The organism is Shewanella colwelliana (assembly GCF_001735525.1).
Lineage (GTDB): Bacteria > Pseudomonadota > Gammaproteobacteria > Enterobacterales > Shewanellaceae > Shewanella > Shewanella colwelliana.
The window spans coordinates 54245-76361 of sequence record NZ_MCBT01000013.1; the positions used below are offsets into that span (position 1 = coordinate 54245).

General features: G+C 45.8%; 20 protein-coding genes and 1 pseudogene. 13 read left to right on the top strand and 8 right to left on the bottom strand.

The window, feature by feature from the left end; all coding sequences use genetic code 11:
- Positions 1-82 precede the first annotated feature (82 nt).
- The 3 genes from BEL05_RS04840 (at position 83) to BEL05_RS04850 (ending at position 1971) form a co-directional block, all read left to right on the top strand.
- Entirely contained in the window at positions 83-730 is a 648-nt protein-coding gene (locus BEL05_RS04840) for a hypothetical protein (protein ID WP_028764154.1), read from the top strand.
- Positions 731-791: 61 nt separating this feature from the next.
- Positions 792-1124 (top strand): hypothetical protein, encoded by a 333-nt coding sequence (locus BEL05_RS04845; RefSeq protein ID WP_069670468.1) that lies wholly within the window; start codon positions 792-794, stop codon positions 1122-1124.
- Positions 1125-1179: 55 nt separating this feature from the next.
- A complete protein-coding gene (locus tag BEL05_RS04850) occupies positions 1180-1971 on the top strand; it encodes an ion transporter (protein ID WP_069670469.1) in 792 nt (263 codons plus the stop codon).
- Here the strand turns inward: BEL05_RS04850 and BEL05_RS04855 are convergent.
- The gene (locus BEL05_RS04855; protein ID WP_069670470.1) at positions 1968-3449 is read right to left on the bottom strand and encodes a CYTH domain-containing protein; all 1482 of its coding nucleotides are present in this window, start codon (positions 3447-3449) and stop codon (positions 1968-1970) included. The genes BEL05_RS04850 and BEL05_RS04855 overlap by 4 nt on opposite strands.
- Before the next feature lie 253 nt (positions 3450-3702).
- Between BEL05_RS04855 and BEL05_RS04860 the strand changes: the two genes are divergently transcribed.
- The 5 genes from BEL05_RS04860 (at position 3703) to BEL05_RS04880 (ending at position 10191) form a co-directional block, all read left to right on the top strand.
- Positions 3703-4383 (top strand): TIGR00153 family protein, encoded by a 681-nt coding sequence (locus BEL05_RS04860; RefSeq protein ID WP_069670471.1) that lies wholly within the window; start codon positions 3703-3705, stop codon positions 4381-4383.
- A gap of 24 nt (positions 4384-4407) precedes the next feature.
- Positions 4408-5676 (top strand): inorganic phosphate transporter, encoded by a 1269-nt coding sequence (locus BEL05_RS04865; RefSeq protein ID WP_069670472.1) that lies wholly within the window; start codon positions 4408-4410, stop codon positions 5674-5676.
- Between the two features lie 166 nt (positions 5677-5842).
- Entirely contained in the window at positions 5843-6418 is a 576-nt protein-coding gene (locus BEL05_RS04870; RefSeq protein WP_069670473.1) for a TIGR04211 family SH3 domain-containing protein, read from the top strand.
- A gap of 284 nt (positions 6419-6702) precedes the next feature.
- The gene (putA, locus tag BEL05_RS04875; RefSeq protein ID WP_069670474.1) at positions 6703-9882 is read left to right on the top strand and encodes a bifunctional proline dehydrogenase/L-glutamate gamma-semialdehyde dehydrogenase PutA; all 3180 of its coding nucleotides are present in this window, start codon (positions 6703-6705) and stop codon (positions 9880-9882) included.
- A 132-nt stretch (positions 9883-10014) separates the two neighbouring features.
- Positions 10015-10191: a helix-turn-helix domain-containing protein gene (locus tag BEL05_RS04880; protein ID WP_028764146.1), complete on the top strand. Its 177-nt coding sequence runs from the start codon at positions 10015-10017 to the stop codon at positions 10189-10191.
- 45 nt (positions 10192-10236) lie between these two features.
- Here BEL05_RS04880 and cydC read toward each other — a convergent pair whose 3' ends face one another.
- The 3 genes from cydC to BEL05_RS04895 form a co-directional block, all read right to left on the bottom strand.
- Complete coding sequence (cydC, locus tag BEL05_RS04885) at positions 10237-12024, bottom strand: heme ABC transporter ATP-binding protein/permease CydC (protein WP_069670475.1); 1788 nt, start codon at positions 12022-12024, stop codon at positions 10237-10239.
- Complete coding sequence (gene cydD, locus BEL05_RS04890; RefSeq protein ID WP_069670476.1) at positions 12021-13814, bottom strand: heme ABC transporter permease/ATP-binding protein CydD; 1794 nt, start codon at positions 13812-13814, stop codon at positions 12021-12023. Before cydD ends, cydC begins: the two co-directional genes overlap by 4 nt.
- A gap of 175 nt (positions 13815-13989) precedes the next feature.
- On the bottom strand, positions 13990-14319 hold the full coding sequence (locus BEL05_RS04895) for a DUF3622 domain-containing protein (RefSeq protein WP_028764144.1): 330 nt from the start codon (positions 14317-14319) through the stop codon (positions 13990-13992).
- Positions 14320-14731: 412 nt separating this feature from the next.
- Here BEL05_RS04895 and BEL05_RS04900 point away from each other — a divergent pair, with 412 nt between their 5' ends.
- The 5 genes from BEL05_RS04900 to BEL05_RS04920 all read left to right on the top strand — a co-directional run bounded on the left by BEL05_RS04900 (position 14732) and on the right by BEL05_RS04920 (position 18624).
- On the top strand, positions 14732-16201 hold the full coding sequence (locus BEL05_RS04900) for a DEAD/DEAH box helicase (protein WP_069670477.1): 1470 nt from the start codon (positions 14732-14734) through the stop codon (positions 16199-16201).
- Positions 16202-16464: 263 nt separating this feature from the next.
- Positions 16465-16920 (top strand): hypothetical protein, encoded by a 456-nt coding sequence (locus BEL05_RS21160; RefSeq protein ID WP_245686940.1) that lies wholly within the window; start codon positions 16465-16467, stop codon positions 16918-16920.
- 22 nt (positions 16921-16942) lie between these two features.
- Positions 16943-17671, top strand: a complete 729-nt coding sequence (locus BEL05_RS04910; RefSeq protein ID WP_083250303.1) for an SIMPL domain-containing protein — start codon at positions 16943-16945, stop codon at positions 17669-17671.
- Positions 17672-17726: 55 nt separating this feature from the next.
- Positions 17727-18122 (top strand): hypothetical protein, encoded by a 396-nt coding sequence (locus tag BEL05_RS04915; protein WP_069670478.1) that lies wholly within the window; start codon positions 17727-17729, stop codon positions 18120-18122.
- Positions 18123-18204: 82 nt separating this feature from the next.
- Positions 18205-18624, top strand: coding sequence for a GFA family protein (locus BEL05_RS04920; RefSeq protein ID WP_069670479.1), 420 nt, complete (start codon positions 18205-18207; stop codon positions 18622-18624).
- Between the two features lie 237 nt (positions 18625-18861).
- On the opposite strand, the gene BEL05_RS04925 is transcribed toward BEL05_RS04920, so the two are convergent.
- From BEL05_RS04925 to BEL05_RS04935, 4 genes and pseudogenes are all read right to left on the bottom strand, one after another.
- Positions 18862-19305: a hypothetical protein gene (locus tag BEL05_RS04925; protein WP_139151822.1), complete on the bottom strand. Its 444-nt coding sequence runs from the start codon at positions 19303-19305 to the stop codon at positions 18862-18864.
- A 173-nt stretch (positions 19306-19478) separates the two neighbouring features.
- Positions 19479-19574, bottom strand: a pseudogene (locus BEL05_RS20885) (Mobile element protein); the annotation flags it as partial.
- Between the two features lie 520 nt (positions 19575-20094).
- Entirely contained in the window at positions 20095-20400 is a 306-nt protein-coding gene (locus tag BEL05_RS04930) for a hypothetical protein (RefSeq protein WP_028764137.1), read from the bottom strand.
- 318 nt (positions 20401-20718) lie between these two features.
- The gene (locus BEL05_RS04935) at positions 20719-21696 is read right to left on the bottom strand and encodes a transposase (RefSeq protein ID WP_069670481.1); all 978 of its coding nucleotides are present in this window, start codon (positions 21694-21696) and stop codon (positions 20719-20721) included.
- Positions 21697-22117 lie beyond the last annotated feature (421 nt).

The window sequence follows — 22117 nt, forward strand, 5'->3', positions numbered from 1 at the left end:
TGCTTTAGTTCCCTCACAGCACCTTTAGGCCAAGCCTAAAGGTGCTTTTTAGCTAAATAAGATCACGCGTTAGGAGCATTTCATGGGATTCTTAAAAGGGCTTTTCGGTAAAAAAGAGCAGCCTAAACGGCAACTTTCTCATCCGAATCATTTGCTTAAAGGTGATATGATCTCGCTTGATGATAGCTTTGCATTGCCGCCACAACTTCGCGGACAACAGCTAAGAGTCGAAGCCGTTAATACCTATGAGTTTGAACGCAAACAACTTATCGAATGGGTATTAAAAGGGCACGGCAACGACACACTGTTTCTCTCTTTAGATGAAGATGATGAAACCTATTTAGCCTTTTCCCTAAAGATCCCCCGCAATCTGGTTGAGCAAATTTTTGACCTTGAGCAGTTTAGCGATATTTTTGAAGAGGATGTGCAGGCAAATCTCACCGTGCAACCTTCAATACCTGAGCAACTTGAACAGTGGCTTGGAAAACAATACCATCAAATTAATTTTGCCCAGTTTGGCTATTTTCACCGCGAAGATTACCGCAACCAACGTCCGCCACAAGATGCCGAGGGCGCCACAGGCGATGCATTCGAGTCATATCTGCTGCTCGATGATGAGGAACGTTATGCGCTAGACATCGAGGTCTATGAAGGTGGTGAAACCGATGTTATGTTAACCTTATACCGTCCCTTAAGCGATATTCGTGAATACTGGCCCGGCCAAATTTAAGCGTTACCAATATCTTGGCTATGACATCGAGATGAAAAAGCCAAGAAGCAAGGATTAGTCAATGAGTAAAACCAAACATCCACTTCCCGAACAGTGGCAACAAAACCAAAAAGCCGCCAAAGCAACCCAAGTGGCGTTCGATCTGGATGAGCAGTTTCAGTATTCAATCCGAAAAGCAGCCTTAGATTCAGGTGTCAGCCCCTCTGATCAAATCCGTACCATCCTCGGCCTTAACGTGACTAAGCGCCCCAAACGTCCAAGACTGACAGTTTCTTTGAGCCAAGCTGACTATGAGCAACTGGCTGAGAAATATAGCCTATCGGCAACGGATCAACTCGAAATAAAAAAGCGAGTACTCGATGATCTGGTTCATTTTGTTGTTGAAAGCGAATAGTATTAGCTAGGTAGAGACTTTAGGTTACCGAGCGTTGTAGGAAGGAGTTTGATTCATGGCAGATAAGAAACGTTGGTTACTCCCCGTCGATCAGGCACCTACTCCGTTTCAGCTTGCTATGATGGCCCTTTCTTTAATTTCAGTGTTCATTGTACTGGTGTTGACCTTTGCGAAATTAGATAGCGAAACACGCCGCTTACTACTGATGATTGATACCAGCATCTGCGTCATCTTCATTAGCCACTTCTTAATCAATTTTATACGCGCCAACGATAAACTTTTCTACATCAAACACAATTGGGTCGATCTGATCGCCAGTATCCCAGCCATTGAACCGCTGCGAATGGCGCGACTTTTCCAGATCTTACGAGTGATTCGCCTTATCCGCATGACCCAATCAATATTAGTTCCACTGATGAAGCAACGTAGCCAAGCCACGTTAGCCAGCTTATTAGTTGCCATGGTTACCATACTGGCCTTTGCCTCAGTCCTCATGCTGATTGTCGAAACAGGAGTGCCAGGGGCTAATATTCAAACCGCTGAAAGTGCTATTTGGTGGGCGTTAGTGACCATATCGACGGTTGGTTATGGCGACTATTACCCAGTTACCACTGTCGGCCACATTATTGGCGGGGTCGTCATCATCTGTGGTGTCAGCTTTTTTGGGGTGATCTCAGGTTACATGGCATCACTGTTCATCTCTCCCGATGAGAGCGAAAGAATGGAAAGCCAAAGCCAAGAGATACGCTGCGAGCTAAAGATGGCCCTTGATAGAATGGAGCTAAACCAACAACACCTACTGCAAGAGATTGAAACCCTCAAGCAGCAAGTGCAACAGAAACGCTAACGCCAATAAGGTTGAGATTTAAGTGCAGAGCGTCTTGAATGCTCCATAGCAAAGAGTAAGCTTTGTTCTTTATTCTCTAACCAGTCTTGAATATCAAGCTGATGTGTCTGACTAATAAGACTTAAGCGTCGATACGCCGCCAACGTCCTTATTCCTATAGCGAGGTCTCGCCACGGCGCACGAAACAGATCACGCCCTTTGCTGGGGTAAAGTTCACCATACGCCACCCCCACAAAAATACTTTCATCTAATGCTTTGGCAAACGACTGATAATCATCGCTGTCCAAATCTACTTCGGCCGGCATTAGTGCCACAATCCGCTGCCAGGAGGCTTCTTGCATTTTGTCGGCAAATTGTTGCACATCCAGATGTGGCTCAACATGAATTCGCCCACCGCGGCAGTCAAATAGTAAGGAGACTAAGCGCATCTGCAAATGACCGTAACAGGTGTCGGCTAACATGAGTGCTATCGCGTTAGGAATCGCCAACTCAGTTAATCCTTGAGCCACCCAATGTGCTAAGTCAGCTTGCAGTGGCTGTTTGGCAATCAGCGCAGCCTGGCTGTCTAAAATCTGACTGTAGCTTAATCCATCTTCGACAAATGCTAAGTGAGATTCAATGCAATCAAAACCATGGGTTAATTCATCATCGAGCAAATTAAACTGCGACAAGGTACAGCGTAATAACCGTACACAGGCGCGCAATCGATAGCTCAGTTCAGGTAGCTGCTCATCGGGCGCATCAAGCAGCATAGTTTCAAGCAACTGCCAACGCTCTAAACCTGTACTCAATAAAGTTATAAAAGTCTGTTTAAGCGTCGTTTTTTGCGGCAATTCAATAAACTCTAATGCCTCTAAACTTAAAGGGCTTGCCATGGCCGCTAGCCGATAGCCACGCTTGGCTTTACTGTCATGACCCAGTCGCGCTGGGATCTGGGCAGTCACTTGTAGGCCTAAAGCCAATAAGGCTTGAGTGTCGCCCGCCAATAACTCAAATTCGAGCTCACATATTGGTTCATTTATGTCATGAGCACTGATCGTACCCACATCAAGGGCAACTTCAACCAGGCTATCATCTAGGTAGATATGCCAGGTCATACGGTTAAAATCGGTATCAAATAGTGGTTGCAGTTGTTGCTGCACTTGGGCTAATTCAGCCTCTTGTGGCCAAATTTTTTGCGGAAAAAGAGATAAATTGACCTTTGGTTGATCGATATCAATATTGTATTCGGGGCGGGAGTGCACACCCCCAATAACCGTGCCTGCCGTCTTGATCGTCTGCTCGAAGCGACCATCGCAACCACGAATTCGTAACCCCATATCCCAATGTCTTAGGGTTAATTGCGGCGTATCGAAATAACAATTGCTAAGATGTTTTGTTCCTTTTGGGTCACTATGAGGTAGACTGTCAAGCAGTGACACCAAGCGTTCTCGTTCATTTTCAGGGAAAAATAGTTTTAGTTCTATTTCGGCAGCCATTCGCCAATTGCTCACTTTTTGATTAACTAATCAGAATCTGTCATGAAAGTTTAATTATAATTTAACCAAACCTTCATAGTGTAATATTGCTGTAATAAAAGCCCTTTAGGATTACGCTTTGAAGTTTATATATAACTCGTTAGAATAAAAACTGTGAGTTTTTATATAAAAACACAGTTTCAATACGCGGACGCTTGGGTTAACATGCGCCCGCATTTTCCAACAGTGGAATAACCTAAATAGGTACACGGCAATGCCAGTAAACTCTATTTTGGGCGTGTTTGCAAAATCGCCAATAAAACCGTTACAAGAACACATAGATAAAGTGCACGATTGTGCGTCGATTCTAGTGCCATTTTTTGAAGCTACTGTCTCAGGTGACTGGGACAAGGCTGTTCAACTTCGCAAGCAAATCAGCCAAGCGGAAAGAGAAGCAGATGAACTCAAAAGAGAGATCCGTCTGACTCTGCCTGGTGGCTTATTTATGCCAGTTGAAAGAACTGACTTACTGGAGCTACTCACCCAGCAAGATAAGATCGCTAATAAAGCGAAAGACATTTCAGGCCGAATCATTGGCCGTCAACTACTTGTCCCAGAAGCTATTCAAGATCCGTTTACTGCCTACCTAAAGCGTTGTCTTGACGCTGTAGCGCAGGCTAAGCAAGCTATCAACGAACTCGATGACCTACTTGAAACAGGTTTTCGCGGACGTGAAGTGGATCTAGTCGCTAAGATGATCGTTGAACTCGATAAGATTGAAGAGGACACCGATGATCTACAAATCAAAATCCGTCGCCAGCTATTTAGTATCGAAAACGATCTAAATCCTATCGATGTGATGTTCCTCTATAAGATAATTGAGTGGGTTGGAGACTTAGCAGATCTTGCTGAGCGCGTCGGTTCCCGCCTAGAGCTAATGTTAGCTCGCGTCTAAAACACAAGTTATCAAGGTATCAACATGGTTGATGTATTAGTCACCAATGGCCCAATGCTAATTGCAATTGCGGCCGCATTTGGATTTTTAATGGCGTGGGGTATTGGCGCGAACGATGTAGCCAATGCAATGGGAACCTCTGTAGGTTCTAACGCGATCACCATTAAACAAGCGATCATTATTGCAATGATCTTCGAATTTGCCGGCGCTTACCTTGCTGGTGGTGAAGTAACAAGCACGATCCGTAAAGGGATTATCGATTCCGCTTACTTCGTTGACTCACCAGAACTGCTGGTTTACGGCATGATTGCTGCGCTATTAGCTGCGGGTATCTGGTTAGTATTGGCATCAGCACTTGGCTGGCCAGTTTCCACAACACACTCTATCGTTGGTGCGATTGTCGGCTTTGCCGCTGTCGGTGTTAGCGTTGATTCAGTGGCGTGGGGCAAGGTTGTTGGCATCATAGGGTCTTGGGTTGTCACACCTGCAATCTCTGGTTTTATCGCCTTTATGATATTCCAAAGTGTGCAAAAGCTGATTTTCAATACGGCAAATCCACTTGAAAATGCCAAGCGTTATGTTCCATTTTATATGGGACTTGCAGGCTTTGTTATGTCACTGGTTACCATCAAGAAAGGCCTTAAGCATGTAGGTTTGCATTTTAGCAATGTTGAAGCTTACGCATTGGCTGCAGCAATTGCTGTACTTGTTGGCCTAGCTGGTATGGTTGCTATCAAACGCTTGAAGATGAGTGCAAAAGCGGATCTCCAAACTCAGTTTGGTAACGTTGAGAAAGTCTTCGCAATCTTAATGGTTGTAACGGCATGTTGTATGGCATTTGCTCACGGTTCAAACGATGTTGCTAACGCGATTGGCCCACTAGCTGCAGTGGTTTCTGTAGTGCAAAGTGGTGGTGAGATCAGCAGTAAAGCACCGCTTGTTTGGTGGATTCTGCCTCTTGGTGCTGTAGGTATTGTAATGGGTCTGGCTATCTTTGGTAAGCGCGTTATGCAAACCATAGGTAAGAACATTACTCACCTTACCCCTAGCCGCGGTTTTGCAGCTGAGCTTGCCGCTGCATCAACGGTAGTCATTGCATCTGGTACTGGTCTACCAATTTCTACCACGCAAACACTGGTTGGTGCAGTATTAGGTGTCGGTATGGCTCGTGGTATTGCAGCCATCAATATTGGTGTGGTGCGTAATATCGTCGTCTCTTGGGTGGTTACCCTACCTGCAGGCGCAGCGTTATCAATCATCTTCTTCTATATCATCAAAGGCATCTTTAGCTAAACGATGACTAAGAAGAGACAAAAGGAAGCCCACGGGCTTCCTTTTTTGTTTCTGCCAGCACAATTTTGAGCCGAAATGTTGATCGGCTTATTATACCAATCTAACTCTTGCAAAAAGCCGCCTAAATCCATAGCATGTGGCAATATTTCGTTGAAGAGAACTCAATGTGTTAAGACTACTATCTCTCGTTGCACTGATGTTGCTGTCACCTTCACTTCTGGCGGCTGAGCAAACCCGTTATATTTCAGATAACGTCTATACCTTCCTTCATGGCGGTCCAGGAACTCAATACCGTATTTTAGGTAGTGTAGAAGCTGGCCAACCTGTTACCTACTCTGGTGAGACGCAAGGTGACTACGTCAAAATAGTCGATCATAAGGGCCGCGAAGGTTGGGTCGATGCTAACTTGATCTCCAGCGAGAAAAGCTTCCGAGTGCAATTACCTGAAGTGCAGACAAAGCTGGATCAAGTGCAAGCTGAACTATCGCAAGTTACCGCAGATAGCAATGACAGCGCACAGATTATCCGCCAGTTACGTTCGCAACTTGCCACCGCTGAAGAGTCACTGTCTATCGCAAGCAATGAACGAGACAGCGCCACGCGTGAATTGGCTAGCATTCAAAACAACGAACGCTACGAAATGCTAAAGCAAGGTGGCATGATTGCCGGTGCAGGCATTATCCTTGGTGTTATCTTGGTTTATTTACCACGCCCACGTCGTCGTCAAAAGAATCGCTGGTAAAACGCCACAGCATCACTCAGTAAAGCCAGCCTATTCATACGCTGGCTTTTTTATTGCCTGTCAAAAATCCCCGAAAACACGGCGTTAGCGCACCCTCTGGCCGGACAAGATCAAACAAAGCTCACATATCGTTTCGCAACAGTGTTCCTCATCACATTTTGGAGGTATAATCGGCGCGCGCAAGGCGTCAGATTGTATACAAAAAAGATAAAACGCCTTATAAAACTTATATTTTGTTCAAGCCAAAACTGTCCCTTATTTAGGTCCAGGTGGAAGTTACTACTATGTTCAAAGCAAGTGAAGTTCTGACTGGTCGTTATGACTCAGCTACCCTAAACGAGCTTTTTGAAGCCATCACCAATAACTATATTGTCGACGAAGAGCAATATCTTGGTGAGCTGATTCAGCTTGTCCCTGCAAGTGAAGATGAGATTCAACGTGTCACCCAGCGTGCCCACGACTTAGTAAAAAAAGTTCGCCAGTATGACAAGAAAGGTCTGATGGTCGGCATAGATGCCTTCCTACAGCAATACAGCCTAGAGACGCAAGAAGGCATTATTCTGATGTGTCTGGCAGAAGCCTTACTACGCATCCCCGACGCAGCCACAGCAGATGCTTTGATTGAAGACAAGTTATCTGGTGCCAAATGGGATGAACACCTTAGCAAGAGCGACTCAACACTTGTTAACGCGTCAACTTGGGGCTTAATGCTCACAGGTAAAATCGTTAATCTAGATAAGAATATCGACGGTAAGCCAAGTAGCCTGTTGAACCGTTTAGTTAATCGCATGGGCGAACCCGTTATTCGCCAAGCGATGCTTGCCGCCATGAAGATCATGGGTAAACAGTTTGTCCTTGGCCGCACGGTAAAAGAAGCATTAAAGAACAGCGTTGATAAACGCAAGTTAGGCTACACCCATAGCTACGATATGCTAGGCGAAGCGGCTCTCACCAGCAAAGATGCGCAAAAGTATTTCGATGATTACTCAAGTGCCATCGCCGCACTCGGTGCCGAAAGCTATGACGAGCAAGAAGCTCCTCGCCCAACGATCTCTATCAAACTATCAGCCTTGCACCCACGTTATGAAGTGGCCAATGAAGACAGAACCTTGACTGAGCTATACGACACCTTGATTAAGCTCATTAGTCAGGCGCGTAGTTTAAATGTTGGTGTTTCAATTGATGCTGAAGAGATGGACCGTCTAGAACTCTCTCTAACGCTGTTTAAGAAGCTATATAACTCAGATGCTGCCAAGGGGTGGGGACTACTGGGTATCGTCGTTCAGGCCTACTCTAAACGTGCTCTGCCTGTACTGTGCTGGTTAACACGCCTGTCAAAAGAGCAAGGCGATGAAATTCCATTGCGCTTGGTTAAAGGCGCTTACTGGGACAGTGAGTTAAAGTGGGGACAAGTCAATGGTGAGGGGGGCTACCCACTTTATACCCGTAAAGCGGGCACCGATGTCTCATACCTGGCTTGTGCGCGCTACCTATTGTCTGACGCAACACGCGGAGCCATCTATCCGCAGTTTGCCAGCCATAATGCTCAAACGGTTGCCGCTATCTCAGACATGGCAGGCGATCGCCAGTATGAATTCCAACGTTTACACGGCATGGGTGAAGAGTTGTACGACACCCTGTTGGCAGAAAGCGGTGTATCAACGGTGCGTATCTATGCTCCCGTTGGCGCTCACAAAGATCTGCTGCCCTACTTAGTGCGTCGTTTACTTGAAAATGGGGCCAACACCTCATTTGTACACAAGCTCGTCGACCCTAAAACACCGATTGAATCTTTGGTTGTCCATCCTTTGACAACCCTACAAGGCTACAAAACCCTAGCAAATAACAAAATCGTTCAGCCAATCGACATTTTTGGTGATGAGCGTAAAAATTCCAAGGGACTTAACATGAACATCCTCTCTGAATCTACGCCCTTCTTTGCCGCGCTAGATAAATTTAAAGACACCAACTGGTCCGCAGGCCCAATCGTCAATGGTGAAACCCTTAGTGGCGAAACGATTGACGTGGTTAGCCCATTCGATACCACTAAAGTGGTCGGTAAGGTGGCTTTCGCTAACAATCAAGCGGTAGAACAGGCACTTTCCAGCGCTCACAATGCCTTTGGCTCATGGTGTTCAACTCCTGTTGAGGTCCGCGCTAATGCCCTGCAAAAGCTTGCCGACCTGTTAGAAGAAAACCGTGAAGAACTGATTGCATTATGTACCCGCGAAGCAGGTAAGAGCATTCAAGATGGTATAGACGAAGTGCGCGAAGCGGTCGACTTCTGTCGCTACTACGCTGTGCAAGCGAAGAAGATGATGGCTAAGCCTGAACTACTTCCAGGCCCAACGGGCGAGCTTAACGAACTGTTCCTCCAAGGTCGTGGCGTATTTGTTTGTATTAGCCCATGGAACTTCCCATTAGCGATCTTCTTGGGCCAAGTGGCAGCAGCGTTAGCGGCGGGTAACACAGTTGTGGCTAAGCCAGCAGAACAAACCTCTATCGTGGGTTATCGCGCCGTGCAACTTGCACACCAAGCGGGTATCCCTAAAGAAGCGCTGCAATTCCTACCAGGTACCGGTGCGACAGTTGGCGCAACCATCACTGCCGATGAGCGCATTGGTGGCGTCTGCTTTACGGGTTCAACGGTTACCGCGAAACGCATTAACCTGACCCTAGCTCAGCGTGACGGTGCAATTATTCCGTTAATTGCCGAAACAGGTGGCCAAAACGCCATGGTTGTGGATTCAACCTCACAACCTGAACAAGTGGTCAATGATGTCGTCTCTTCATCGTTTACCAGCGCCGGCCAACGCTGCTCGGCACTGCGCGTACTCTTCCTGCAAGAAGATATCGCAGACCGCGTTATCGATGTCATGAAAGGCGCAATGAACGAACTGACCATTGGTGACCCAAGTTTCGTCAAAACCGATGTCGGCCCAGTGATTGATGCCACCGCCAAAGCCAACCTTAATGCGCACATAGATCACATCAAGCAAGTGGGTCGTTTGATTAACCAGCTTGAGTTGCCAGCTGGCAGCGAAAATGGTCACTTTGTTGCACCAACGGCGGTAGAGATCGACTCAATCAAGGTGCTTGAAAAAGAACATTTTGGCCCTATTCTGCACGTTATTCGCTACAAAGCGGCCGATTTACCTAAGGTTATTGATGAGATCAACTCCACAGGTTTCGGCTTAACATTAGGCATCCATAGTCGTAATGAAGGGCATGCGCTAGAAGTGGCTGATAAAGTTAACGTAGGTAACGTCTACATTAACCGTAACCAAATTGGCGCAGTGGTTGGCGTACAGCCGTTTGGCGGCCAAGGCCTATCTGGCACGGGCCCTAAAGCAGGCGGTCCACACTACCTAACACGTTTCGTGACAGAGAAGACACGCACCAACAACATCACCGCTATCGGTGGTAACGCGACCCTACTTTCATTGGGCGATAGCGACGAGTAATCTTAGCGACTTGTCAGTAAAGCCAGTGGGTAACACCACTGGCTTTTTTATTTTCCGCTCCCCAAAGAATCTGCTCCTATACTTACACTGATTGGTATGACTCAACACAACACCAAAAATAGGAACAATAGAATGAGCGATAAACAACTGACCCTTGAGCAGGTCTGTGAAATTTTGAATAAGACTCCAACCACTATCAAACGATATGCGCGGGAGAATCTACTAACCAATGTCGGCGAAGATGATAACTATCTATTTAACGAAGCCGAGGTGATGCGTTATCTAGAGTTTTCTAAGCGATTAGGGTAACCACGCAGTCAAGCTAACTAACGCGTGGTATCCATATTTCAACCGTTAAGCCTCAGTCAAACGCTGATATAAACTCGCATAATAGCTGTCTTGTTGTAACAGTGTTTGATGACTGCCACTTTGACGAATCTGGCCATTTTCCATTAAATGAATGCGATCCATCTGACTCATTGCAGTGAGTCGATGGCTAATCATCAATAGGGTTTTATCTTTGGCAAATTCAAACAATATGGCCAATATTTCTCGCTCAGTGCGCTGATCTAACCCTTCAGTGGGCTCATCAAGCAGCAGTAATGGTGCATCACGTAATAACGCACGCGCCACACCAATACGGCGTTGCTCCCCGCCCGAGAGCTGACGTCCGCCTTCACCTATCCAAGTATCCAAAGGCGTATCTCCCTGCACTAAGCTTCCAAGCCCCACTCGATTAAGCACCTCAATTAATACGATATCATTGGCTGCACGTGCAGCATTGCGCTCCGCCCGTGTCATCAACTCGGTAAATTCCGGTGCCAGTTGTGCTAGGATCAAGTTGTCACGTAAGGTGCCTGCAAACAGATAGATGCGCTGACTTACCACTGTCATTCCGCTGCGTAATGCCGTTTCGCTGTATCGTTCCAACTCATGCCCATCAATCGTTATCTCCCCACTTTGCGCTTGCCACTCACGGGTAAGTAACGACAGCAGACTCGACTTGCCGCAACCTGTTTGCCCCAGCAAGGCGACCTTACTGCCCGCTTTCACTGTTAAGTCGATGCCATCCAATACCTTTTGTCCGGCTTGGTAACCAAATTGCACCTGACTGATGCGCAGCTCTCCCTGGGTTATGGCAAGCGTCGATTGTTCAACGAAGCGAATACTTGGCTGCTTATCAACTACCTCATTAACTCGCTCCGCTGCCAACACACAGGCAGAGAGGTGCTGAAATGCTCCAGCCAGCGGCATCAGCATTTCGATACAAGCTAAAGTCATAAAGACCACCAGCGCCAACATCGGGCCAGGAGGGATATTGTCACCCACACCGTGAGCCGCCAGATAAAACAGGACGACAACCGCCACGCCATGACATAAGACTAATGTGGCTTGACTGAGCGCTGTGACTTTGGCCATGGCACTTTGGCTTGCAAATAACGCTGCTTGAGCCTGATCCAACTCTGCCCGATAACGCTTCACCGCGCCAAATAGGGTAAGTTCCGCCTGCCCTTGCAAATATTCCAGCAACAACACGCGATACTGACGCTTACTCTCAAGCTGCAGCCTGCCTGGCTCCTCACCCAACAGATAAAAAGCCAACGGCAATAACAACCAAAAGAGTAATAGTAAGCTACACAAGGTCACCGCTAAGCTGCTATCGAACCAGCCTAAAAATAGGTACAGCGCAGCGATCATCAACAGTGACGCAGCCATTGGGGTGACAAGGCGTAAATAGAGGTGGTCTAAGGTGTCGATATCGGCGACTAGGCGATTAAGCAGGTCGCCTCCTCGCACACCTTTAAGGTCGCTGGCACTCAGCGGCATTAGCTTACGCCATGCCCAACAGCGAAGCTGAGTCAGTAACTTAAATGTGGCTTCATGGGTTGCTAGACGTTCACCATAGCGACTTGCGGTGCGAGCAATTGATAAAAACCGCACCCCACCGGCGGGAGTAAAATAGTTAAAGGCTTGCGCGGTGGCCACACTAAGGCCCGCAACGGCCGTTGCCGATAAAAACCAACCTGACAGCGATAACAAACCGATACCAGCCATCAAGGTGGTGATACTCAAAAATAGGCCGATAAACATCATCAGCCATTGGTGTTTAAACAGTTTTAAAAAAGGGATTAGCTGCTTCATGACTGTACCTCATCTAGCGATGACACCTGCGTATGGCACATGGCGGCAAATAACCCTTCTTGAGCAAGCAATTGCTGATAACTGTCTTGCTGCACTATCTTGCCGCCCTCCAATACCACTATGTTGTCCATCGCCTTGAGCGTGTCTAATCTATGAGTAACCATCACAGAAGAAGCCCCCTGCATCGCTTGCGTCAACGCCTCTAGCACAGCCTGTTCACTATGACTGTCTAAACTGGCGCTAGGTTCATCGAGTAGATAAAGCCCCGCTTTTTGCCCAAGTGCGCGCGCCAAACAGATACGTTGCGCTTGGCCAACCGATACCCCTGCAGACTGTTCGCCAATGGGATGAGACAATCCCAATTTAAGGCTGTCGACAAAAGGTCTGACTTTGGCTTTTTCAAGCAGAGCCATAATTGTTTCATCACTCATATGCGGGTCACTCATGGCAACATTTTCACGCAAGGAGCCATGAAACAACTGTGGCTCTTGCCCAAGCCAAGCCAGCTGCTGACGCCAACTGACTCTGTCGAGTTCTCGTAGCTCAATGCCGTTCACCAGTACACTGCCTTGATAGGGTAAAAAGCCCAGCAGCAGATTAAGCAAAGTGGTTTTGCCCGCGCCACTTGGCCCCACCACGGCAATATGCTCGCCATGAGTTAGGCACAAATTAAGCGGCCCGAGCAAGCGAACACCTTGAGCGGTTTGCACCACAACATCCTTCATCACTATGCTGGGCGCGCGTTCGCCTTGATAAGGGAGCTTGATTGCGGGGAGATCATTGTCGCTATCTGGTGCTTGGTAGGTCAGTAATGCCATTAAGGCTTCGGCTGCACCAATGGCTTGAGCCTTAGCATGGTAGTGAGTCCCCATGTCTCGTAGCGGCTGATAAAACTCAGGTGCCAATATCAATACAAACAGGCCAGTAAACAGCGTGAGCCCTGCACCATAATGGCCAAAATTTAAATGGTCTAAAAAACTAAACCCAAAATAGACAGCTAACACCGCAATGGACACGGCAGCAAAAAACTCCAACACCGCTGAGCTTAAAAATGCCATCCGCAATACGGCCATGGTGCGCTCGCGAAACGCTTCAGAGGCCGTTTCAATCGCTTTAACTTCACTGTCGGCGCGATTAAACAACTTGATGGTATTAAGCCCTTTGAGCCTATCCATAAAATGACCACTTAGACGCGACAACGCACTAAAGTTTTTGCGGTTGGCATCGGCGGCGCCCATACCCACTAAAATCATAAATAGCGGAATAAGCGGTGCGGTCGCTAATAAGATGATGCCTGCCGCCCAGTTGATGGGGAATACCACCGCAAGAATCATCAGTGGAATAAAGCCAGCGAGCATCATTTGCGGCAAATATTTTGCGTAAAAGTCGTGTAGATCCTCAACTTGCTCCAGCACAATGCTTGCCCAGCTTCCCGCTGGACGTCCTTTGATAAATACCGGACCAAGCTCGGTCATTTTATCAAGTACCGTCTGGCGGATCTGGTGGCGTAATCGCATGCCCGCAATAAAGCTCACTCGCTCTCGGCCGTAGGCCAATAGCGCACGGAGTACGATAACGGCACCCAGTAAATACAGTTGGTTAGAGAAAGCCTCTATAGGCTGGTCATCGATAATTAACCCATGCAGCATAGTCGCAAGCAGATAGGCTTGCAGCACCAACGCCAACCCCGTGAGCACACCAAACAGCACGGTCAGGTTTAGGTAGAAGCCACAGGCCGGCTTTTGCTTTTTTAACCAACGGGTAAGGACTTTTTCTAAGCTTTTATCCATGATGCTCCGAGGCGATCTTAGGGGGGAATATTCATTTTTGGTGAAGTATCGCAGGCTATGGGAAGGGAATAAACAATGGTCAACGGATTTGCTAGGAACCTCACAAAAATTGAGCTAGATCAAAAAAGCCAGCACTCAGTGCTGGCTTCTTACTACATCATTAAAGACTTAAATATTAGTCTTCTTTGCTGTAAATATCTTGGTCGTCGGCATCGCTACCATCGTCATGAGCATCACGCCACTCTTGCGCCGCTGCTTCTTTTGCAGCCAATGCTTCATTACGTTCGGTGCGCTGCTTAGCGCGACGTTCGTTACGTACCATTAGGTTCTCAACGATCTCTTGCAGTGCCTTATTGCCCCACTCATTGGCTTCTGCTTCAGTAGCAAAACCCTTTTGAGATTTAGAGACAACCGTCTTACGTGCCGTCATGCGACGTGTAACTTGTGCGGTCCATGTACCTTCGGCTTCGATCACACGAAGACCGTATTTCTTTTGTTGCGTCATTGTATTTCCTAATTCGATCTTCGAGTGTCTAGTTCGCTATCAATATGGGTTGGGTGCTGCTGACATAAATAGGATGTATAGCAGAAAGGCGGCTATTGTAGTCTCCTTTGCACAAAACTCAATCATGAGCGACACAATAATAGCATTAAATTGATTTTACTTAACCCGCTTGGCAAATATTGGCCATTCCACGCGGCTAAGAGGCTGTCGGTACCAGCTTTTACACTTTTAAGACGATTAACCTATACTTTTATCCACCATAGAGACACATGGTCAAGTTTGCACTGTACGTTTCATCGCCGAGTTTTATTGAATCATTAGCGATTTTTAAGCAGATCCTGTAAGATGCACGCCCGCCAGCGTACCTGGCACCTGAATTTTGCTGCACGTTGCAGCCCCAAGAGACCCATCTATGAGTTTTACCTCCCTAGGTTTATCCGCCCCAATTTTAAAAGCTGTAGCCCACAAAGGTTATGAAACACCTTCCCCTATCCAAGCACAGGCAATACCAGCGGTGTTAGAGGGCAAAGATGTGATGGCGGCGGCACAAACAGGTACGGGCAAGACGGCAGGCTTCACCCTGCCACTGCTAGAACTTCTGAGCAAAGGTGAACGAGCGCGTGCTAAACAAGTGCGTGCCTTAGTGTTAACACCAACACGAGAACTCGCCGCACAAATCGCAGAAAGCGTCACCACCTATGGTAAATACCTGCCGCTTCGCAGCGCTGTTGTCTTTGGTGGTGTAGGTATTGGCCCACAGATCAGCCAACTTAATCGCGGAGTCGACATACTCGTTGCCACCCCAGGCCGTTTACTCGACCTTTATAACCAACGCGCGGTGAATTTTAGCCAGCTTGAAGTCTTAGTGCTCGACGAAGCCGATCGCATGCTCGATATGGGCTTTATTCACGACATCAAAAAGATCTTGGCCATCTTACCGACCAAACGCCAAAACCTGATGTTTTCAGCAACCTTCTCCGACGAGATCCGTACCCTAGCCAAAGGCTTGGTGAATAATCCCGTTGAGATTTCGGTAACGCCACGTAACACCACGGCGAACACAGTGCAGCAGCTTATCTGCCCAGTAGATAAGACACAAAAGTCGGCCGCACTGGTTAAAATGATCAAACAAAACGATTGGCAGCAAGTATTAGTCTTTAGTCGCACCAAGCATGGGGCTAACCGTTTAGCCAAGAGCTTAGATAGCAAAGGCATCACCTCGGCGGCGATTCACGGCAATAAAAGCCAAGGGGCACGTACCAAAGCACTGGCAAACTTTAAAACTGGTGAAGTACGCGTACTCGTGGCCACCGATATCGCTGCACGTGGACTGGATATCGACCAACTTCCACAGGTGGTCAACTTTGATCTGCCCAACGTGCCAGAGGATTATGTGCATCGTATTGGTCGTACAGGCCGCGCGGGTGCCGATGGTAAAGCAATCTCCTTAGTCAGCAGCGAAGAGATCAAATTACTTGCCGATATTGAACGTCTTATTGGTAAAAACTTACCGCGTACTGAGGTTGAAGGATTCGAGCCGACACACAGCCTGCCAGAGACAGATTTAACGCCTAAGCGTCACGGACAAAACCGTGGGCCACGCAACGCCAAGCCCAGTGGCAACCGCCCACCGCGCAATAGTGGCGGTCACAACCGTAATGACGATAAGCCACAAGGCAACCGCGAAGGTCAAAGCAAACGTCGTAGTGGCACTGCCAACAAACCTAACGCTGAAGGCCAGAGTCAAGCTCGTCAAGGGCAAGACCGCCAAGGGCAAGGACAAAGCAAAAGTCCCTATCAAGGCAAGAGCGAACACAGAGATGGTAATGCGCCTGCTCGCCGCCGTACTCGCCGACCCAATGCGGCAGCACAGACAAAGTAGTTGCTTAATTGTTAACTGGGGACAGAAAGTTTCTGTGCCCCTTTTAACTAATAGCTATTAACCAATCAAGAGCATTTATCACCAACCAACATGTAATTGACGTGTAAGCATCCAACTCCCGATTTCCGCTACTTTCCTAGCGCGTAAAAATAGTCCCAAACATTTACACCTTGTCCTAAAGTACTGTATTGTCTGTTTATCTAGAAGATAAAGCGTTTATTATTCCAACGGTGAGTAGAACAAATATGAGTTAAAGGATTAACGTGAAAACCTTGTTTAAAATTGTAGTGTTTGGCTCATTAAGCCTAGTGGCGTTTTTTATCGGCATGATAGCGATAGCCGCGCTGACTTCAGTCGATAAAGCCGAGGTATTTGAACCTCACCTGACCGAGACAGCCCCCAAGCTGGTAAAATGGGAGCACCAAACCTTCAAAGATTTGATGACTCAAGACGCTTACAATATCGCCAAACCTGAGCAATGGGATCTTTACATCAAAAAGCTTTCAACCTTGGGATCACTAAAGTCGTTCGAACAAGCCGAACTGCAAAATTGGCATAGTACTGCCAGTATTGGTAGCGCTTCAGCAACCTATGCCACCTATATTGTTCCCATGGCCTTCGATACCGGGCCCGCTCACCTGACTCTGACCTTAGTATCATCAAACGACAAAACGCTGATCCGCTCGATTAAATTCTCATCAGACATCTTGATGCAATAACGTCAATACATGGATTTATAATATGAAATATATAAGCCTAATAATATTATGCCTTACCTCGCTGTGCGCTATGGCGAACTCGGGCCTACCCAATCATAGACATATAGTCGTTCATGGTGCTGGCCAAATTATCACTAAACCCGATATGGCAAAAATAACGTTTGAAGTCAGCAGCGTCCAAGATGATGCATTAGCAGCAAAAAAAGAGGTTGATAAACGAGTCAATGCGTTGCTCAACGGTCTAGATAAATTTAACGTTAATGACGATAACGTCTCAGCCTCAAGTCTGCTCACCGAGCCACATGTAAACTACACAGATGAAGGCCTAGAAGTCATTGCAGGCTATGTTGCTACCCGAACCCTGAAAGTAACGCTCAGTGAACTGGCACAGATGAATGAGTTTATCGACTTTGCTTTAAGTGTCGGTATTAATGAGATAGAAGACATCAAACTATTATCCATCCACTCATCCACACTCAAAAATCAAGCGACAACATTAGCAGTGGAAGATGCAAAGACAAAGGGCGCAGCATTAGCAAACGCTTTTGGAGCAACCTTAGGTAAGATTTACAGTATCAATTCAAGCAATAGTAGCAGTCGTTATGGTTATAGCGCCTACAGTAATGTTGAACGTATCGAAGTGGCTGGCTCAAAGATTGATGCAGACGATCTAGCTCCAGGACGATACCTTCAAGCCACGATCAATTTTTCCGCGTCGATTACGGTCGTTTTTGACCTAGAAGTCGAGTAAACACTCACATCGTTGCAACCTGACTGAAATCACTACAACCCTATTGGAGAACACAATGCTAAAGCATATTTTTTTAACGATTCTATTGCTATCTGGCACAGCGCAAGCGGCTGATGACATTTTGACCCTTGATAGAAGTGTGTCGGGTAGCTTTCAATCATCCTTCCCCAATGACAATAACATTCAACCTGATATCAGCGATTTTAAAGTAATAAACACCGTACTGATGAGCAATGAAATTGGTGAGCGCTGGGCAGTTTTGACAGTTGAAAACTTGGCATCAGGGCAGCGTACTTTAAATCAGAACCACCTACTTGGACTATTTGCCAACGGTGAAAGAATGACACCACATACCTTCAAAAGAAAGTTTTCAGCGAATGAGTTGCTTTCTATCACCATCGCTTTTGGAGAGAGTAAATTTCCAATTCTTGAGGTTTACCCTCGAAACTAAGGCGACTTATCAGAGAATGGTAGTGCAGGAGTGACTAACGAACTATCCCCTCTATGGTGAAATCACAATCAAGGACAGCACAATGGAAACAACCAACCTATTACAAGGCGGCTGCCTTTGCGGCGCACTGCGTTATCAAGTATCAGCCATGCCGTTTGACAGTGATTACTGTCATTGCAGCCAATGCCAAAAGAGCTCTGGCGCAGTCGCCGTTAGCTGGATGGATTTTAACGTCGAGCAGATCACTTGGCTTAAGGGAGCGCCAACGGAATATGCTTCATCAACCACCATTCGCCGTGGTTTCTGTAACCAATGCGGCACCAGTATCAGCTACCGCAGCACCGATTATCCTAACTATTACACTCTCACCATAGCGTCCTTAGATGAGCCAAACCGAGTGCCACCCAAGTATCATATCTATACCGACAATCAAGTGGCTTGGTTAAAAATCGCCGATGATTTACCCAAATATCGCGGTGGTCGCAGTGAAGGAGAATCTTAGAATAAAAAAGTAAGCAGAGGAAAAAACCAAAAACTAAGCCAAAAAGTAAGCCACCCATAGTTAATCACCACACAAGAATGCCTTACGCACCACACGTGAGCAGCAGTGGTAGTAAGGCGTATCTTCCAGGCTAACGATTGTCTGTCTTGGTCTGGCCATCTTCAATTACCATTTGGAAAGGGTAAATAAAGCGTAGTTAAGCGGTCAATATTTAGTCAAGAATCTTGGGTGTCTTAATTATTTGTTTATGACTGGAATAATCCAATCAGAAAAGTCAATCACAAATGCATCTTGAGAAATTTCTTCACATTTATTGTCATTCGAACTGTTTATATAATTAACCCCGAAACCAACATTTTTTATACTTTCTTTTCGTAAAGTAAAGTTATATTTTAGTTCACCATCGCCGTTTAATGCCAATGGAACTATAGCTGTTAGCTCATTATTTTTTTCATTATAAAAACCGATGTCAACTTTACTGAGCGTCAAGCAACTCCATTTACTAGGCACTCTACCTACAACAACATTGATTTCATACATATTATAGATTTCACTAGATCCCACCTTGACACGAACATTATATTCTGCGGCATTTTCACTGGAAATAATAATTGCATCATTTGCAAACACATTAAAGCAGGACATTATAACCACACCAATTACATAATTTATATGTCTCATTTTGAAAGCTCTCTGTATTGTTCAACAGCCCCGAATGATATAGCTTTTAATCTTAGATCATGTGCAGGCCCATACCTAGTATGCGTACCTTCATGTGCTAGATTATAAATAACACTTTCCACTGACGTTAATTGCATTTTTTGATAACAATAAAACTAAGCCACCCATAGTTAATCACCACACAAGAATGCCTTACGCACCACACGAGAGCAGCAGTGGTAGTAAGGCGTATCTTCCAGGCTAACGATTGTCTGTCTTGATCTGGCCATCTTCAATTACCATTTGGAAAGGGTAAATAAAGCGTAGTTAAGCGGTCAATATTTAGCCAGGAATCTTGGGTGTCTTAATTATTCCTCTTAATTAATATGTCACACAGAAATGCAGCCTCTAATTGATACTCTCTTTAATCACACGCCCCCTCCCAAAACGCTTACAGATTTAAAGCACCGTATTTTTTAGCAACTTGTTAAAATCTATCCACGACTAACAGCAGCTTGGTCAGTTCAAAGCAGTAGAAGTGATCATTCATGAACAGCAGAAGCGATCAATTGGGCCAGTGCCACCAGTTAGCGGCGCTGGCCCAAACTGCCCGTCCTGCTGTCAGACACTGATCGTTTCTACTGGCAAGCTCTGCCTAGGCTGCTGGTCGAATTGCCCAATTTCAGACAAGAAAAAGCCCCAATTCAATGAGGCCAGCAGCGAAGGCAAGGAAACTGTTAAATCAGAACTAAGCTAGTACACATTAACTATGGGTTTCTAGGCATTACTTGTGCTCTGCGTAAAATTAAATTAACTCCAAACAATCGGAGACTTCCCTTCCTGTTTCAATATCATGGCTTCAGGTCCATTGTAATCATTATCTTTTAAACCGATTGAAATAGAGCTACCGTCAGAAAAGGTAATTGAAACTTCATCACAAACCTCTTCTACAGACTTAACTTTCATGCCTTCAATATCTAGTACCGAGCCACAGTCATATACATAACTATTGAAAATACTTAGCGTAGCACCATCAGAAAAGACAATCTGAATATAGTCATGAACTTTCTCAATCTTACTTACAATAAGACCAATCAAAATCTGTAGACAAGCCATATATTAACTCCTTATTTTATTGGATAGTGGCTATCTTTATTGGAAATAGTACGTCCGGTATATGGGTCTACACCTTGGCCGGACTTATTTTCAAAAACCAAAAACTAAGCCACCCATTTTTTTAAAATAACATAACTCGTTTTCATGGCTTTGGCGAGGGTTACGATCGATGTGGAACAGCTCATCAATTTTTATCGATATGGCTAAAAACTTATCGTTAAATGAGTAATTTATGGTCACGTAAGATATTCAACACAGCAGAAAGACTTGATAACAATCAAGTATAAGGTGAATTATAATTTGATTGGGGATTATGACTTAAGCGCACAGCCAGCGCTGGCAATTTGCCGCGCCTTGTCGTCGTTTTCGGTCTAAATGCTCACAGTATTCGGTTAAGGCAGGTAGTGCACCTACAGCACCTTTAAATAATGCACCAAACTCTGTAGTGATTTTAAGCCAATTATCTGCGGGGATGTTTAGCCTATTCAGTATATCCTGGCTGCTTGAGCTAATGGCGCCACGTTTATCTTCTCGAATAATCCGACCTGTATCTTCAACTAAAACTATGTAGTCTTTGACACTGAACATGAGCCCGTTAGGCATATTGAGTCGCTCATTACCCACAAACTGTAATAGCTCTGTTGGTTGCTCGCCTTTCATTGCTGAATGTATACGTCGTTTAATACTGGTGTAATCAGAAGTTTCGGGGGTGACGGCCATTTTTGCACGAATGGGGTTTAAATCAACATAAGCCATACAGGCTAAAACTGCGGCTTCATCAAGTAATGCTTGAGACTTAAAGCGCCCTTCCCAGAAGCGACCGGTACATTTATCTTCTTTGTTGGCCATTCTGGCGATGGGCTCACTGAGTGAACGCATAAACCAACTGATATCAATTAAGCGTTTACGGTATTCGGTAATGCATTCATTAACCGTTTGAAGTTCAAACTGGTTAAGGTCTTCCTCTTCAAGGTATTTGTGCGTGAGTAACGTACCTTTAAAGCCCTTGTGCCACTGTATAAGCACTTCTTTATCTGACCATTTTTGTGCTTTATCAGCATCAACCTTTAACACCACATGCAGATGGTTACTCATCACGGCATAAGCACAGATATCAATCGCAAAGATGGTCGCTAACTCAAGAATGCGTGAATCAACCCATTCGCGCCGATGTTCATAATTCTCACCTGTTGAGTTATCTATTCCACACAAGAATGCCTTACGCACCACACGAGAGCAGCAGTGGTAGTAAGGCGTATCTTCCAGGCTAACGATTGTCTGTCTTGATCTGGCCATCTTCAATTACCATTTGGAAAGGGTAAATAAAGCGTAGTTAAGCGGCCAATATTTAGCCAAGAATCTTGGGTGTCTTAATTATTAATTGTTAAGCGGCCAATATTTAGCCAAGAATCTTGGGTGTCTTAATTATTGTTAATTATTACTGATGTCAATTGCACAGGCCGCTGATCACAACTGATCACTTCTACTGGCGGCCACGGCTCACGGTGCTGGTCAAATTACTAGCTATAGGCAACAAAAAGCCCCAAAATATGGGGCTGTTCAAGATGCAGGAAATCATTAGCTATCTAAATTTGATTTGTCATGCCTGTCTATATAAGCGTTACAACAGGCAAGCGCCACATCAGTATGGCGCTGACTCTGCTGGTAAAAGTAAGTTAGCAAGACTTTTAATCAAATAATTATAAAAAACCACCTT

Coding starts and splice junctions, on each gene's coding strand:
- BEL05_RS04840 (WP_028764154.1), top strand. CDS start 83: ATGGGATTCTTAAAAGGGCTTTTCGGTAAAAAAGAGCAGCCTAAACGG.
- BEL05_RS04845 (WP_069670468.1), top strand. CDS start 792: ATGAGTAAAACCAAACATCCACTTCCCGAACAGTGGCAACAAAACCAA.
- BEL05_RS04850 (WP_069670469.1), top strand. CDS start 1,180: ATGGCAGATAAGAAACGTTGGTTACTCCCCGTCGATCAGGCACCTACT.
- BEL05_RS04855 (WP_069670470.1), bottom strand. CDS start 3,449: ATGGCTGCCGAAATAGAACTAAAACTATTTTTCCCTGAAAATGAACGA.
- BEL05_RS04860 (WP_069670471.1), top strand. CDS start 3,703: ATGCCAGTAAACTCTATTTTGGGCGTGTTTGCAAAATCGCCAATAAAA.
- BEL05_RS04865 (WP_069670472.1), top strand. CDS start 4,408: ATGGTTGATGTATTAGTCACCAATGGCCCAATGCTAATTGCAATTGCG.
- putA (WP_069670474.1), top strand. CDS start 6,703: ATGTTCAAAGCAAGTGAAGTTCTGACTGGTCGTTATGACTCAGCTACC.
- BEL05_RS04880 (WP_028764146.1), top strand. CDS start 10,015: ATGAGCGATAAACAACTGACCCTTGAGCAGGTCTGTGAAATTTTGAAT.
- cydC (WP_069670475.1), bottom strand. CDS start 12,024: ATGAAGCAGCTAATCCCTTTTTTAAAACTGTTTAAACACCAATGGCTG.
- cydD (WP_069670476.1), bottom strand. CDS start 13,814: ATGGATAAAAGCTTAGAAAAAGTCCTTACCCGTTGGTTAAAAAAGCAA.
- BEL05_RS04895 (WP_028764144.1), bottom strand. CDS start 14,319: ATGACGCAACAAAAGAAATACGGTCTTCGTGTGATCGAAGCCGAAGGT.
- BEL05_RS04900 (WP_069670477.1), top strand. CDS start 14,732: ATGAGTTTTACCTCCCTAGGTTTATCCGCCCCAATTTTAAAAGCTGTA.
- BEL05_RS04910 (WP_083250303.1), top strand. CDS start 16,943: ATGAAATATATAAGCCTAATAATATTATGCCTTACCTCGCTGTGCGCT.
- BEL05_RS04915 (WP_069670478.1), top strand. CDS start 17,727: ATGCTAAAGCATATTTTTTTAACGATTCTATTGCTATCTGGCACAGCG.
- BEL05_RS04920 (WP_069670479.1), top strand. CDS start 18,205: ATGGAAACAACCAACCTATTACAAGGCGGCTGCCTTTGCGGCGCACTG.
- BEL05_RS04925 (WP_139151822.1), bottom strand. CDS start 19,305: ATGAGACATATAAATTATGTAATTGGTGTGGTTATAATGTCCTGCTTT.
- BEL05_RS04930 (WP_028764137.1), bottom strand. CDS start 20,400: ATGGCTTGTCTACAGATTTTGATTGGTCTTATTGTAAGTAAGATTGAG.
- BEL05_RS04935 (WP_069670481.1), bottom strand. CDS start 21,696: ATGGCCAGATCAAGACAGACAATCGTTAGCCTGGAAGATACGCCTTAC.